This window comes from Pseudomonadales bacterium (genome assembly GCA_013215025.1).
Lineage (GTDB): Bacteria > Pseudomonadota > Gammaproteobacteria > Pseudomonadales > DT-91 > DT-91.
In genome coordinates, this window is sequence record JABSRR010000023.1 from 1 (window position 1) to 14,114 (window position 14,114).

The following is a 14,114-nucleotide window of genomic DNA, read 5'->3' on the forward strand; positions in this document are numbered from 1 at the left end:
CCTATTGGGCAATGCGGCCAACGCCTGTGTGCTGGAGGTGAATACCCCAGGCCTGCTATTACGCTTTAATACGGCCACGGTGATTGTGCTTAGCGGTGCGGATTTATCGGCTGAGCTGCAGCGTGCCGATGGCCTCTGTGCTGCTAGCCCCTATCAAGTCAGCCCTTATGTCGTGACGCGGGTGGCGGCAGGCGATACCCTGTGTTTTCGCCGCTTTGTGCAGCGCGGCATGCGTGGCTATTTGGCCGTGTTAGGTGGCTTTTGGGCGCCGCCGCCAAGCATTGCGGGCTCCTACAGCTGTGTGCCGCGAGAGGGTTTGGGCGGCCACCGTGGCGATGGCCAAGCTTTGCAGCGCGATGACCGGCTGTATTTAGCCGCGCCTGAGCGCAGCTATGACCTGCCGTATTTACAGGCGCTGCCCTATCGTTTACGGCCCAACCTCTCAAATTTGCAGCCGATTTGCCTTGAGCTGAGGCTTGGCTATCAGGCGCATTATTTTGACCAGGCGGCATTAGCACAGCTGTTGCAGCAGTCGTATCGGCTGAGTGCGCAGTCTGACCGGATGGCCTATCGCCTGCAGCCAAGCCAGCCAATCGCCTTGCCGGCGGCGCTGCAGCAGGGCATTGTGTCGGAGCCGATTGCGTTAGGTGCGCTGCAAATTACCCCCGACGGTGAGCCGATTATTATGCTGCAAGATCGGCAAACCATTGGTGGCTATGTCAAAGTGGGCGTGATTGTGGCGGCCTCGCTGCAGCCGCTGGTGCAGGCGATGCCGGGGCAAACGCTGCGCTTGCAGTTAGCGCAGTAATAACCGTCAGACGCGAGTGCTTAAGCCTCGGGCAGCGGCATCGGCTTTTCGTCGATCAGCAAAGACAGCCCTTTAAACAGGCGATACAGCACCCAAATACCGACAATATATAAGATGGCTAGGCCGGCAAAAAAGGCAATCACCGAGACCATTAATACGCCGCTGATAATCAGCCACAGCAGCGCCAGCCAGAAAGTTTTGATCAGGTATTGATAATGCGAATACAGGTAGCTGTCGCGTTTGCTGCCGCGATCAAAATAGCTGAGCAATACCGCCAGCAGCGAGGGCCAGCCGGTGAGAAACGCGGTTACGATAAAAGCCGGCGTTAGCAGGCCGGTGATGGCGCTAAAGGCGTGCAGGCCGTAAATAACATACAGAACAAGCGGGCTGGGTGATGTGGTCATAGCGTGGCTCTTTGCAGGTTTATTCAAGCTATGCGTCGCAGCGCGACGCTAACAGCGTTAAACAGCAGGCCAATATAGCTGGCCTTGCGCTATCATAGCGAATTATTCTTCGCTTGGCTGCTCTGTTTTTGCGGGCACTAAATCGCGGTGTAACACCGCAGCGGGCTGAATCTGCTGGCGGTTAAATTCGCTAATCACGCGCAGGTTAACGTCGGTTTCGAACAGCTTTTCATAATGGGTGTCGAGCACGTAGGCTTTTAGGCGCAGCTTGATGGCAATATAGTTGTCCATCACGTGCTGCGAGACCAGCACCGTGATCGGTCTGGGCAGATGAATATAGCGGCTGCTGGCCGCGGCCTCGGCAATGATTTCTTTGGCCAGGGTGACGTCTTGATCGTAGCCAATATAAAAATCCATGCCGACGTGCATATCAAGCTCGCCAAAATTGCCGCTTTTGGTGATGTCGTTTAAAAACTTATTATTAGGAATGGTTACGATATCGTCGTCGAGGGTGTTAATGCGCACGCTGCGCAGGCCAATCGATAGCACGTCGCCGTATTGACCGCCAAACTCAAGCCGGTCGCCAACTTGAAACGGGCGATCAATCATAATCATTAGGCCAGCGATAAACGAGGCGACCAAATCTTTTAATGCAAAGCCTACCGATACCGCTAAGGTGCCGCCAATAAGCGCCAGCACGCGGTCATCAATGCGCAGGCTTAAATTAAATACCAGCAGTGCGGTAATGATATAAATGGCAAACTGCGAGACGGTTTCGATTTTCTGTAAAAATAAACGCCGCTGGGCAAACTGCTCGGACACCCGTTCAACCAGGCGATGGATAAAGCGAATCAGGCTGTAGGCAATAAAGATAACAATCAGCGAGGTGAACACCCCCGACCAGCGAATGATTTCTGACAGCTGAGACAGCTGAAGTTCTTCGTTAGCCGGCAGTGCCGCGAGCACTTCTTGGGCCGACAAATGCGTGCTGAGCAGACAGCCGCAGAATAATAAAAGCAGGCGCATCGAGCTTTGCCTCATATTGCTAAAAAGTGTTTACGGCTGAGTACCGAGACAACGCTGCGGTAGCTTGACCATTGAATTTGATATTCGTTTTGGCTATTGACGCTAACAATGCCCTTGCTAATCAGAAAACGTAGCGCATCAATCACATCGTCGGCGGCAATATTGGCGACGTTGGCTATGTCGTCGCGTTTGGCATATTCCATTTGCATAATCGCGCGCAAAATAAGCAGCATATTAACGCTAAGCTTATCGAGATCGGCGTGGTCGGCGATATTAAACAGCTGCAGTTTTACCGAGGCGGGCATGCTGCTGATGGGCTGTTCAGAGTCGGCCTTATAAAACAGCGATTGGCGCCACAGCGTGAGTGCGACGCCTGGGTTGCCAGCGGCGTATTCCCAGAGAATTTTTGCATACTGGGTAATGACCGCCTCGGTGTCATTTTTGTCGGCAATCACTAACTGCTTGGGTAAGGCGAATTCGCTAACGTCGAGCGGCATATTGGCATCGGCGACACGCTGCAGAATCAGCTTGGCGATATCGGCCTCGCGCCAGCGCGGCATTTGCGCCTCAATATCAAACAGCATGCGATTGCCGCGCACCCGTTCGACAAAGCGCCAGGCGGCGGTGTCCATAGACAGCAGCCAGGAAATTTTATCGCTAGACTTGCGAATCAGGCGGGTCAGTCGTTCAAGCTCGTGCAGCCCACCAATCACCGGTTTAACTAAGTGGTGACAGTCGTCAATGCAGATAACGATATCGGCAGAGGATTTCAGTGTTCGAATCACGTCTTTGCTGCCCTCGATGTCACCGTCGCTGCCAAGCTCCTCATGCGTTAACATCACCGTGGCTAACTGCTCAATCAAGTTTGGAAAACCGTCGCTGTTGCAACTTACATAAATGCAGGACAGCTGCTGATCGGTTAGCGTAGGGTGGTTTACCAAGTGCTGCAACAGGGCCGATTTGCCGCTGCCCTTGATGCCGTGTAATAGGCAGGTAAAGCTGTGGCCGCGACGCAAAATGGTCTGCATCTGTGCCAGCGTGTCTTGCACCATGTCATCATAAAAATGTGTGGTGGCAAAGCCAGGCTCAAACATCTGACAAAGCGATTCTGGCAGCGGGCTTAAGTCGCTGTCGCTGACGCTTTGCGCATGTTGGCGCGCCACTTCAATACGAAATAAGTAGCCTAACCAGAGATTAATAGTTTCAAAACGCATCGACCATTGCAGCAGGCGCTGAAAGGCAAAATAGCCAGGCACATAAACCAGCGCTAGCGCAGACCAAAATAGCCCCAGCTGCTGAGTTTTTGCAAAGCCGCTGCGGCGCACAAACTGGCTATCGGCAAACAGCGGCTGCTGCAAAGTGTCGCAAAGCCAGGGCCGCCACAGCCGGCTTAGCTTAAACAGTATCACTGCTGCGAGAATCAGCAGGATCAGCCAAATGCGGTCGGCAATGATGGCATTATGCATATGCAGGGCATTGAGCACATCGTTAGACCAGAGCAATAGCAGCGTCCACTGGCAGATGGCGCGCAAGCTGCGTTGACTATTGCTGGCCAGCGGCTCGCTCTGCTGCTGCAGCGGGGCGCGAATCGCCGCGGCAATCAGCGCGATCAGCCAGCCATGCAAATACAGCAAGATGATTAAATTACTTAATGGTGGCTGCAGCAGTGAAATGATTATGGAGAGGCTGAAGTACAGCAGCAGACCAACTTCTACGACATTTTTTACGGCGCTATACAGTTGGGCCAGTGTGAGCAGCCAGCCGGCTTGCCGCTGTTCTGCTTGCTCTTGCAGCGAGCGCAGCATCTTGGCTGAAAATCGACGCCGCCAAAGCTGAAACAGCACCACACAAAAGATCAGCTGCAGCACGGCCATAATCAGCGGTATTGGTGATACCCGCATATCTTGCATGCCACGGAGTAGGCGAGGGTAATAGCCGCGCCACTGCAGCCGCAAGCTGAGGCCAATCACTTTGATCTCTAATAAAATTTGCCGAATGCCCTCGGGGCCAAAGCTAAAAATGCGTTGCTTGCGCGCATAGCTGAGCTGCGACAGGGTATTTTCGCGCAGCTGTAAGATGTCAATAAAGTGCTGGCGCTGATGCAGGTAGGCCAGCTCAAGCGCTTGCCACGCGCCGTGCTCTAATTGCTTATAAGCGCGGGCACTGATCGGTGAAAAAAAGTCGTCTACGGTGAGGGCGGCTAAATAGCGGTTGATATCAACTAACAAGAACAGCAGCTGATCATCAGCATTTTGCTGCCCGCTTAATAATTTGAGTTGCTTGCGCCATTGATTGCGCTGGCGTTTCAGGGCCTGGGTTTTGCTATCGGCCTCTGCTTGAATGCGCTGAATATTGGGCGCTGCGACGCGAGAGTCGACCGGCTGGGCTAAAGCCAGACTAAGCCAGCCGCTGCACAGCAATAGCAGGCTTGAAAACAGAATCCGCTGCATAAGACATCCTTGCTTATTGTTCGAAATGGCGTGTTTATCTTAGCTGAATATAGCAAAAGCGCAGCCAAGGGTTTAGTGCCTGCGCTTAATCGCGAAAATAAACCTCAATAATGTGATAGCCAAACGGGCTTTTTATCGGGCCCTGCAGGCGTTTAAGCGGTGCGCTAAATACCACTTTGTCGACCGCCGAGACTAATTGCCCGCGTCGAATTTCGCCTAAATCACCGCCGCGTTTAGCGGAGCTGCAGCTTGAGTACTGTTTTGCCAGTTTGGCAAAATCGGCGCCGCTGTTGATGCGCTGTTTTAATAGCGCGGCATCGGCCTGAGTGCGTACTAAAATATGTCGCGCCATGGCGGTTTTTTTCATGCTTATCGCCCTAATACTTGCTGCGGCAGCCAGGTGGCTAAGCCCGGTATAAGGCTTAACAGGATTAACATGCCAAGCTGCATCAGAATAAACGGAATCACGCCGCGATAAATCACATCGCTGCGAATATCTGCCGGCACCACGCTGCGCAAATAAAACAAGGCAAAGCCAAAGGGTGGGGTTAAAAATGAAGTTTGCAAATTAATTGCCAGCATAATGCCCAGCCAAACCGGATCGAAACCCATCATTAATAAGATTGGACCAACAATTGGCACCACCACAAAGGTGATTTCAATAAAGTCGAGAATAAAGCCGAGTAAAAACACGCACAGCATCACCACCGCCAGCGCCGCATAGCGGCCACCGGGCAAGTGATTAAACGCGTGTTGCACCAGCTCGTCACCGCCAAGGCCGCGAAATACCAACGAGAACATGGTGGCACCAATCAAAATGGTAAATACCATAGCGCTGATTTTAGTGCAGCTGAGTAATGCCTGCTGCAGCGTTGCAAGGCTTAGCTGTCGATATTGCCAGGCCAGCAATAGCGCGCCAAATGCACCCACGCCGGCAGCCTCGGTTGGGGTAGCCGCGCCGACTAAGATCGAGCCAAGCACTACCATAATTAATACAATAGGCGGCAATAAGCCAGCCATTAGCTGGGCGATGCTTGGGCGCTGTGGCTCAGGCTTGGCTGGGCAGTCGGCAGGTTGGCGATAGGCGATCCACAGTACATAGGCAATATACAGCGCTACCAGTATCAGCCCCGGCAGGATGGCGCCGAGAAATAAATCGCCAACAGAAATCGCTTCGGGACTAAAAATGCCCATATTCAGCTGCGCCTGATGATAGGCATTGGACAACACATCGCCTAACAGCACCAGTGCAATCGAGGGCGGAATAATTTGCCCCAGCGTGCCGGTGGCGCAGATTACGCCGGTGGCAAGCGTTGGGCGGTAGTTTTGTTGCATCATGCTGGGCAGCGAGATCAGCCCCATGGTGACGACTGTGGCGCCAACAATGCCGGTGCTGGCCGCGAGTAAGGCGCCGACCACGATCACCGCAATCGCTAAGCCGCCGGGGCGATTGCCCATCAGCTGCGACATATTGCTAAGCAGACGCTCAGCCAGCTGGGATTTTTCAAGCAGCACGCCCATCAAAATAAACAGCGGTACTGCGGTCAGGGTTTGGTTATTCATAATCCCAAACAGGCGTTCAGGCATTGCCCATAAATAGCTGCTATCGAGCACACCTTGAATAATCGCGAAACCGGCGAAGGCCAGTGAGGTGCCGGCCAGGGTAAAGGCAACCGGAAAGCCCAGCATCAGCAGCAGGCAAATTGCCAGAAACAGGTAAATCGCTAGCCATTCCATACTTAAGCGGCGTCCTTCGCCGATGGCATAATCAGCCGCCGGCTGTGTTGCCACAGTAATAGGCAGGCTTCGAGAATCAACAGCAGCATCGCCAGTGGGATTAGCCCTTTCAGTAAATACACAAATGGCAGACCGCCAGGTTCGCTAGAGCTTTCTTGAATCTGCCAGGCGGCAATAAAAAACTGCCAGCCGCTGTACAGGCAAAAAACCGCAAACGGCAACAATAGACAAATGCTGCCAAGGCTATTCACCCAGGCTTGCTGGCGTGGCGACATGCTGGCATAAAAAATATCTACCCGCACGTGCTCGTCGGCTCGTAGCGTATAAGCGCAGGCCAGTAAAAACGCGCTTGCATGGCAGTAGCTGGCCGCTTCTTGTAGCGCAATCGAGCTAAAATTGAAGCCATAGCGCAGCACGACAATTGCCACCGTAAGCAACATCATGATCGCGATTAACCAGCTGGCGAGGTAGCCAAAGCAGCGATTGATGAGAGAAAGAGAGGGCAGCATATTTTATAATGATTTTGAGTAAGTGGCTGATTATACACCGAATATGCCGTTATAATATCGGCTTGTACGTTTTTTAAAACCGGGTTGAATTGATGACATCTTCTGCTGCACCTGAAACCATTCATGTCTTAGCCGGGCAGCGCCCTGACGGTGAGCTGGTGTATGAGCAAGTTTTGGCTCAAAGCATTGGCGATGACTGCTATCGCCTGTGCACGTCTTTGTTATTTGCTAAGGGAGCGGCCAAAGACGATGTGATTCGTTTATTGCCGGCCGGTCGATTTGAAGTTGAACAGCACGGCGGTAATCTCTGTGTGCGGGTGGTTGCGCGCGATAATTTGGATGTGATTCAGGCGCGTTTGCAGGCGAATTTAGCCAAGCTTGAGGCCAGCTGTGATTATGCCAATGAGCGCAGCCTGGTGTATTCCATTCCGGTGGCGCAGGGCTTTGAGCCGATTGAAAAGGCCTTTAATGAGGCCTTAGTGGGGCAAACTGAGCATGCGATGTGGCTGTATGCTAACGTCTATGATCCGATGGATGGGCAAACCCCATTGAACTGGTGGCATGACTTTTTAGCGAAATAATACGCAGGCTTAAAACTCAAACTCGAAGTTCATCTCAGGCTGCGGTGCCTGAACAAAGTCACCGGTGAGATAGTCGCAGCCAGTTGACCAAATAGTGGCCATCGCATTGGCATTAGCAACCTTGGGCAAAATAGTGCTGACTGACTGCGCCTTCGCTTCGGTGGTTAAGGTTTGCAAGCTGCTAACCTCACCTTTTTCGACGCTCTCGATAAAGCCTTCGGCCAGTCGCGCCATATCAAACTGCACGTGCTGGAATACCTTGAATGGTTCCTCTGCCATACCAAAGTCGCGGATCGATATGGTAAAGCCTGCCTGCTTGAATTTATTAAGCGTGTCGACCGCAGACTTGAGGTTATGGTTGATGTCGACTTCGCGGAACTGAAAAATCACATCGTCGGTGCTGATTTCGGAAGCTTTAATCGCCACGCCTAGCCAGTTCACCAGTTCAGGGTCTTTGATCGCGCTGGCAGTTAAATTAATAATCAGCCGGGTTTGCTGCGAAGCCTGTTTGCGGCTGGCCAAGGCCTTGGTGGCGGTGACGATAATCCAACGATCAAGCTCGCTATTTTGTGCTGCGCTAATCATCGCATCAGGGTAGCTCAGGCCACTGGCATCTTCTAGCCAACACTGCACCTCATAGGTTTCAGAGGCCTCACCCATCAGGCTCATTAAGGGTTGATAGCGCAAGGTGAACATTTCGTCTTCAATGGCATTGCTAATATCGGCCACGTCATTGGCAGATACAGTATTCGATAAGCTAACTTGAGGACGGTAAACCGCGACGCTATTTTTCTGTGACTCCATACGAATCTGCGCGGTGGCGGCAATGGATTGATCGAGTAAAAACGCGGCGTTTTTGTGGTTAAGATTTAAGATCGCGCAGCTGCAGGTAAACTGCACGGTTTTACCCGGCAGCTCACAGATGTGTTTTTCTATTTGCGGCAGTAGCGCCTTCACTTCAGCCAGCGCGGTTTCATTATCGAGCCGGCTGATGAGGGCGATACTGTCCATGCTGATGCGGCTGGTCAGCTGGGTTTCGTTTAAATGTTCATCGACATAGCTGGCTAAGTCTTTGATCACTATATCCATGCCGGATAAATAGATGTCATAGAATAATGCGCTGGAGTCATCGATGCTGAACACGATCAGCGACATTTCGATGCCTTCGGCGTTAGCCAGCATGGCGTTGGTCGACATTTTTTCCAGTAGCTGTTCACGCGTCAATAAGCCTGTGCCGGCATCGATGCTTGGCGCGGCTGCCGCTTGCGCCCCGGCGCTGCTGACCGAAAACTGTAGGCAGGGCTCGCCATCGAGGGTTGAAGCGCTAACGTTGAAATGTGCAGCAACTTGGCTTTGATCGGCCTTTTCAATCTGTACGTCAATGCTGGCATTTTGCTGCGAGGCGTCTTGATTCAGCTGTTTTAAAAAGGCTTTAAATTCACCCTGATCTGGCTTAGCAATTAAATCAATAATCGCGGCGCAGTCGAGTTCGTCGAGGTCTTCGTAGGCAAATAAGCTGGCAAACGCTTGGTTGCATTCGATAATAATGCCGTCACTGATATAGGCAATTGCCTCGTCGGAGGCAGTCAACAGCTGGTCGGCACGCATTTGCAGCTCGCTGAAGTCAGATTGCAGCTGAATTAGCTCGCGGTGGGTTTTAGCCGCCTGCATCTCGCGCTGTGCCAATTGAATAAAGGCACTGTCGGTATTGTCGATAACCGCGTCGATACCTTTGCTATAGGACGATTTAAGCTTGGTATCACTGAGGTCTTGAGTAATTAAAATGCTGGGAATCAGTTTATGGAACTGCTGAATAGTTTTTAAGCTGTACTCAACGCTGACTTCGGGGTGTTTGTTATCAAAAACAATTAAGTCCCAGTCTTGATCTTGCAAATGATCGCATAAGTCGCTTTCGCTGCTGACGCGATGCGCACGCGCGTTGACGCCGGCGCCTCGAAACGCTTGGATGATGGATTCTGCACTTTCTTGGTTTCGGACCAACAGCAGTACATTAAAGCTTGCATTCGCGTCCATTGATAAGACTTACCCGCGTTATATTGATCACTGAGATAAAATGATAGGCGTTGACCCTGCATCATGCCAGTCGACCTGTTACGGACCTAATCTCAAGTCCAGACCACAACGAATTGTTATTATTGTAATCGCCAGTTTTATCAATATAGTCGGCTATCTTAACCGATCGTCCGGCAAGAGGCCAATACAAGATCACTGCGAATCCAGTAATCCGTGATCCTGCTAGCGCTTTTATGGTCTGGTAAAAATAATCGCTGCGAAGATCTGGCTTATACAGGCAGCAGGCTTTTATGCGGCTGCTTTGCCGTTTCTCGCACCAGCTTGGGTAACATATAGCCGGCCAGCGCAGCTTGCATTTGCCGGTAAAGTTGTCTGGCTTGATCATCGCTGACGAGAAAGTGCTCGGCGCCCTGCACCTTATCCAGTAGGTGCAGATAATAGGCCTGAATATCCGCCTGGTGTAGGCTGTGGCAAAGCGCGGTTTGCGCGGCCAGGCTATCGTTGACCCCCCGTAACAGCACGCTTTGATTGAGTAAACGCACGCCGGCACGCTGCAGCAACTGGCAGGCTTCACGCAATTCGCTGGCGATTTCTTGCGCATGATTAATATGCAGCACCAAGACGATTTTCAGCCGGCTGCCGGCTAGTAAGGACAATAGCGAGTCGGTGATGCGCTCGGGCATAACTACTGGGATGCGACTGTGGATACGTAAGGTTGTCAGCTGCGACAGTGGTTCTAGCTTGTGTATCAGTGCGGCGAGTTGGCTGTCGTTGCTGGACAGCGGATCGCCACCAGACAGAATTACCTCGTTGATCGCGCTATCGGCGGCTATATAATCTGCTGCTTGCTGCCAATCAGCCTGCCGCGGTGTATTGCCGGCGTAATCAAAGTGGCGGCGGAAACAATAGCGGCAGTGAATGGCGCAGCTTGGGTTACTGATCAATAGCACGCGGCTGCGGTATTTGTGTACCAGCCCCGGCAGTGGATTAAAGCTGGCCTCATCCAGTGGGTCGCTGATAAAGGCGGCATGCTGCGATAGCTCTTGAGGCTGCGGTAAAACTTGCAGCAGTAGCGGGTCATTCGGCTGGCCTTTTTCGATCAGCGATAAAAAGTGCGGTGTAACCTTGATTGGAAAATCATCGCTGGCTTGCTGCTGTTTAGGTAAATCTTCTGGACTTAGGTGGCAGTGGGCCAGTAGCTCAGGTAATGAACGGCACATGGCTTTTAGGCTATTTTGCCAATCGATAGTCTGCCATCTTGAGCCGTATCGCGTTACAATTCGCAGCTGATCATTCATTGTAAAAGTATTTAGAGGGTTTCATGGCATCTTACTCTACCAACGAATTTAAATCTGGGCTAAAAGTTATGCTCGATGGCGAGCCTTGCTCAATCTTGGAAAACGAGTACGTTAAGCCCGGTAAGGGACAGGCGTTTAATCGGGTTAAGCTGCGCAATCTTAACACAGGCCGGGTGTGGGAGCGCACGTTTAAATCGGGTGAGAAGCTTGAGGGTGCCGATGTTATGGACCACAGCATGGAATATTCTTACACCGATGGTGAGTTTTGGTATTTCATGGATCCGAACACTTTTGAGCAAGCACAGGCAGACAAAGCGGCGGTTGGTGATACGGTGAAATGGCTGAAAGAGCAGGAAAAATACGAGGTCACCTTGTTTAATGATGCGCCGATTTCAGTTACCCCGCCAAATTTTATCGAGCTTGAGGTCACGCAAACCGATCCAGGTTTGAAAGGCGATACAGCGCAGGGCGGCTCAAAGCCAGCGACCTTGTCAACCGGCGCGGTTGTGCAAGTACCGTTGTTTATTGTTGAAGGCGAAATGCTGAAAATTGACACGCGCACTGGCGAATACGTGTCGCGTGCCAAAAGCTAGGCGGCATCAGCTGTTTGTTAGACCCTGCCCGATAGGCTTGCTTAAATGTCGCTAACGCTGCCCCAGCTGCTGCAGCATAAAGCAGAGTTTTATCAGACTATTCGACAATTCTTTTTGCAGCGGCAGGTGCTGGAAGTCGACACGCCGCTGTTGGCTTCGGCAGCGGTTACCGATCTGCATATAGATCCCTTAACCACTAGCAATAGTGAGTACTTACAAACTTCTCCAGAATATGCCATGAAGCGTCTGCTGAGTGCCGGCAGTGGGGACATTTTTCAGCTTGCGCATGCGTTTCGGGATGAGCCGTCCAGCGCTAAACATCGCGCTGAATTTTCGCTGTTGGAATGGTACCGGCTTGGTTTTGATCAATGGGCATTGATGGAAGAGGTGGCTGAGCTGCTGGAGCTATTGCTGGGGGTTAGCGCAGTAAAACACCTAAGCTATCGGCAGGTGTTTGATCAGTATTTGGGGATTGATCCTTTTACTATCAGCGATGCCGAATTAATGCACGAGGCCAGGCAGCATATTGAGGTGCAGATGGGCTATGCACAGCGTGATGATTGGCTGAGCTTATTAATGAGTCACCTAATCGAGCCGGAGCTGGGACGCGATTTACCGACCTTTATTTATGACTATCCGCCGTCACAGGCAGCCTTGGCGCGGGTGCAAGTTGACGAGCAGGGCGTGCCAGTGGCGCAGCGATTTGAGCTTTACTATCGCGGGCTGGAGCTGTGTAACGGTTATCATGAGCTTGCCGATGCTGCGCAGCTAAGCCAGCGTTTCGCACTGGATAACCAGCAGCGGCTTCGCTACGGCAAACCCGAATTGCCGCTGGATCAGGCATTTTTGCAAGCGATGCAGCGTGGCTTGCCGGAATGTGCAGGGGTGGCGGTGGGCCTTGATCGGCTGCTGATGTTAAGCCTGAATAGCGATGATATTGCTGACACCCTGCCATTGAGNTTCTGTTGANCCGCGCTAGGGCGCCGCGCCAAATAATAGCGGCGCGATAATCGCCTCAAGCTGTGCTACAAGCTGCGCCTCACTGAACGGGCTATCTTCCAGAATCGCCAGACGAAATTGATAGCCCAGTACAATATTGCTTAAGCTGAACATCAGCGCCGCTTGCTGCGCTTTAGGAATATGCAAGCGATGGGCTTTGGCAAACGTCACACTGATTTGCTCAATTTTGGCTTTCGAGCGGTGTAGGTCGATCTCACTGAGGTACTGCGGCATAGTAAAGCACAGTGCTCGTATGGCCGCCTGCTCTTGAAGCGCAAATTGAATGCCGCCGCGCAACAGCGCTTGCAGGGCAATATTGGCGCTAAGCTGAGCCTGCTCGGCCTGTTGCTGAATCTGTTGCAAGCTTAGCGACAGTTGGCGATCAATATAGCCAATCAAGATAGATTCTTTATTGCCAAAATAATCATATAAGCTGCCAATGCTAAGCTCGGCTTCTAGGGCAATTTCGGCCGTGGTGATGCGAGCAAAGGATTGTTGTTGCAAAATCCGAGTCAGTGCCGCATAAATTGCCTCGACCTTTTGCTTTGAACGCTGCTGCTGCGGTTTTTTTATCAGGATCGGTTTACTATTCAAGGGCTTAGCTCTCAGGGACAAAAAAGCGATAAATCCGATTATATCAGTCTTTTGCTCGGATTATAATGCGGCACTTACTGTCTGCAAGGAGCTAAGCTATGTCAGTTACTGATTTACCCTTGCCGCCAAAGGTGCCTGGGCTGCCGTTAATTGGCTGCGCCTTGCAAGCACTGCGCGGTGACCCTCGGGCGTTTTTATTACAGCAGCTGCGCCAGCTCGGGCCAATTTTTCGCATGCAGGCGATGCACATTGATTATCTGGTGATGGGCGGCCCCGAAGCCAACCAGTTTGTTAATCTTGAGGGCCGCGACTGCTTTGAGTCGCACAGCTATTGGCGCGGCTTTATGCATGAGCTGGCGGCGGATAATTTTTTGATTGGACTGGATGGCCCCGATCATTTGATGCTGCGCAAAATGTTTAAATCGGATTTTTCTAAAGCCGCGGTTGACCCGCATGTTGAGCAATTAGCAGCGCTNTGCCAGGCGCGATTTGCCGACCTGCAGCCGGGGCAGGAGCTGGCAATGGTTGAGCCCATGCTGCAGCTGACATCTCAGATGATTGGCTGCGTGATGACCGGCAAAGTGCCTAGCTCAGCTCAGCTATCGGATTTTTTATATTATGTGAACAGCATTACGCTGCACTTTAATTTAAATCGCTTGCCGGCGTGGTTGCTACGTTTGCGCGGCCTGAAATTCAGGCGTGCAAAGCGCATGACCTTTGCGTTCGCCGAGTCGGTGTTACAAGAAAAGCTCACAGCGCGGCTCAGCGGGGCCAGTCAGCGAGATAACTTTGTCGATGCAGTGATTGCGGCGGCGGATCAATGCCCGCATTTGTTTGCCCATGGTGATCAGCGATTTTCAGCGATTTTGCCGTTTTTTGCCGGTATTGATACCCTCGGCCAAACGCTTAACTATGCGTTATTTGAGCTGCATCGTCAGCCTGAACTGCTGGCACAGCTGCAGCAGGAAATTGATGCGGTGTTTAGCCAGGGCGTGCCAAATACCGAACAGCTGAAGCAGATGGATATTCTCAATCGCGTAATTATGGAGACATTACGTCTGCACCCGTCGGCTTTTGGCAT

The 14,114-nt window shown here is 51.9% G+C and carries 14 protein-coding genes; 5 read left to right on the forward strand and 9 right to left on the reverse strand.

Features of this window, described 5'->3' with window-relative positions; genetic code table 11:
• On the forward strand, positions 1 to 808 hold an 808-nt coding region (locus HRU21_03130; GenBank protein ID NRA41283.1), incomplete at its 5' end, for a hypothetical protein.
• Positions 809 to 828: 20 nt separating this feature from the next.
• On the opposite strand, the gene HRU21_03135 is transcribed toward HRU21_03130, so the two are convergent.
• From HRU21_03135 to HRU21_03160, 6 genes are all read right to left on the reverse strand, one after another.
• Positions 829 to 1,212, reverse strand: coding sequence for a hypothetical protein (locus HRU21_03135; GenBank protein NRA41284.1), 384 nt, complete (start codon positions 1,210 to 1,212; stop codon positions 829 to 831).
• 102 nt (positions 1,213 to 1,314) lie between these two features.
• The gene (locus HRU21_03140; GenBank protein ID NRA41285.1) at positions 1,315 to 2,238 is read right to left on the reverse strand and encodes a mechanosensitive ion channel; all 924 of its coding nucleotides are present in this window, start codon (positions 2,236 to 2,238) and stop codon (positions 1,315 to 1,317) included.
• Between the two features lie 11 nt (positions 2,239 to 2,249).
• Positions 2,250 to 4,688, reverse strand: coding sequence for an AAA family ATPase (locus tag HRU21_03145; protein ID NRA41286.1), 2,439 nt, complete (start codon positions 4,686 to 4,688; stop codon positions 2,250 to 2,252).
• 85 nt (positions 4,689 to 4,773) lie between these two features.
• Positions 4,774 to 5,055 carry a peptidylprolyl isomerase gene (locus tag HRU21_03150; protein NRA41287.1) on the reverse strand — a complete coding sequence of 94 codons (282 nt, stop codon included), beginning with the start codon at positions 5,053 to 5,055 and terminating at the stop codon, positions 4,774 to 4,776.
• A gap of 2 nt (positions 5,056 to 5,057) precedes the next feature.
• Positions 5,058 to 6,425 (reverse strand): TRAP transporter large permease subunit, encoded by a 1,368-nt coding sequence (locus HRU21_03155; GenBank protein NRA41288.1) that lies wholly within the window; start codon positions 6,423 to 6,425, stop codon positions 5,058 to 5,060.
• A 2-nt stretch (positions 6,426 to 6,427) separates the two neighbouring features.
• Positions 6,428 to 6,934 carry a TRAP transporter small permease subunit gene (locus HRU21_03160; GenBank protein ID NRA41289.1) on the reverse strand — a complete coding sequence of 169 codons (507 nt, stop codon included), beginning with the start codon at positions 6,932 to 6,934 and terminating at the stop codon, positions 6,428 to 6,430.
• Between the two features lie 92 nt (positions 6,935 to 7,026).
• Between HRU21_03160 and HRU21_03165 the strand changes: the two genes are divergently transcribed.
• Positions 7,027 to 7,515, forward strand: a complete 489-nt coding sequence (locus tag HRU21_03165; GenBank protein NRA41290.1) for a DUF4265 domain-containing protein — start codon at positions 7,027 to 7,029, stop codon at positions 7,513 to 7,515.
• Between the two features lie 9 nt (positions 7,516 to 7,524).
• Here HRU21_03165 and HRU21_03170 read toward each other — a convergent pair whose 3' ends face one another.
• Both HRU21_03170 and epmB read right to left on the reverse strand, forming a co-directional pair.
• Positions 7,525 to 9,549: an EAL domain-containing protein gene (locus HRU21_03170; GenBank protein NRA41291.1), complete on the reverse strand. Its 2,025-nt coding sequence runs from the start codon at positions 9,547 to 9,549 to the stop codon at positions 7,525 to 7,527.
• A gap of 269 nt (positions 9,550 to 9,818) precedes the next feature.
• Positions 9,819 to 10,769 (reverse strand): EF-P beta-lysylation protein EpmB, encoded by a 951-nt coding sequence (gene epmB / locus HRU21_03175; protein NRA41292.1) that lies wholly within the window; start codon positions 10,767 to 10,769, stop codon positions 9,819 to 9,821.
• A 101-nt stretch (positions 10,770 to 10,870) separates the two neighbouring features.
• Here epmB and efp point away from each other — a divergent pair, with 101 nt between their 5' ends.
• On the forward strand, positions 10,871 to 11,440 hold the full coding sequence (gene efp, locus HRU21_03180) for an elongation factor P (protein ID NRA41293.1): 570 nt from the start codon (positions 10,871 to 10,873) through the stop codon (positions 11,438 to 11,440).
• A gap of 45 nt (positions 11,441 to 11,485) precedes the next feature.
• Positions 11,486 to 12,409, forward strand: a complete 924-nt coding sequence (gene genX / locus HRU21_03185; protein ID NRA41294.1) for an EF-P lysine aminoacylase GenX — start codon at positions 11,486 to 11,488, stop codon at positions 12,407 to 12,409.
• A 6-nt stretch (positions 12,410 to 12,415) separates the two neighbouring features.
• Here the strand turns inward: genX and HRU21_03190 are convergent, their stop codons facing one another.
• A complete protein-coding gene (locus HRU21_03190) occupies positions 12,416 to 13,033 on the reverse strand; it encodes a TetR/AcrR family transcriptional regulator (protein NRA41295.1) in 618 nt (205 codons plus the stop codon).
• 98 nt (positions 13,034 to 13,131) lie between these two features.
• Between HRU21_03190 and HRU21_03195 the strand changes: the two genes are divergently transcribed.
• The coding region (locus tag HRU21_03195; protein NRA41296.1) for a cytochrome P450 at positions 13,132 to 14,114 on the forward strand (983 nt) is incomplete at its 3' end.

Bases quoted from the DNA above. Each gene is read 5' to 3' on its own strand.
- HRU21_03135 (NRA41284.1), bottom strand. From the start codon at position 1,212: ATGACCACATCACCCAGCCCGCTTGTTCTGTATGTTATTTACGGCCTG.
- HRU21_03140 (NRA41285.1), bottom strand. From the start codon at position 2,238: ATGCGCCTGCTTTTATTATTCTGCGGCTGTCTGCTCAGCACGCATTTG.
- HRU21_03145 (NRA41286.1), bottom strand. From the start codon at position 4,688: ATGCAGCGGATTCTGTTTTCAAGCCTGCTATTGCTGTGCAGCGGCTGG.
- HRU21_03150 (NRA41287.1), bottom strand. From the start codon at position 5,055: ATGAAAAAAACCGCCATGGCGCGACATATTTTAGTACGCACTCAGGCC.
- HRU21_03155 (NRA41288.1), bottom strand. From the start codon at position 6,425: ATGGAATGGCTAGCGATTTACCTGTTTCTGGCAATTTGCCTGCTGCTG.
- HRU21_03160 (NRA41289.1), bottom strand. From the start codon at position 6,934: ATGCTGCCCTCTCTTTCTCTCATCAATCGCTGCTTTGGCTACCTCGCC.
- HRU21_03165 (NRA41290.1), top strand. From the start codon at position 7,027: ATGACATCTTCTGCTGCACCTGAAACCATTCATGTCTTAGCCGGGCAG.
- HRU21_03170 (NRA41291.1), bottom strand. From the start codon at position 9,549: ATGGACGCGAATGCAAGCTTTAATGTACTGCTGTTGGTCCGAAACCAA.
- epmB (NRA41292.1), bottom strand. From the start codon at position 10,769: ATGTGCCGTTCATTACCTGAGCTACTGGCCCACTGCCACCTAAGTCCA.
- efp (NRA41293.1), top strand. From the start codon at position 10,871: ATGGCATCTTACTCTACCAACGAATTTAAATCTGGGCTAAAAGTTATG.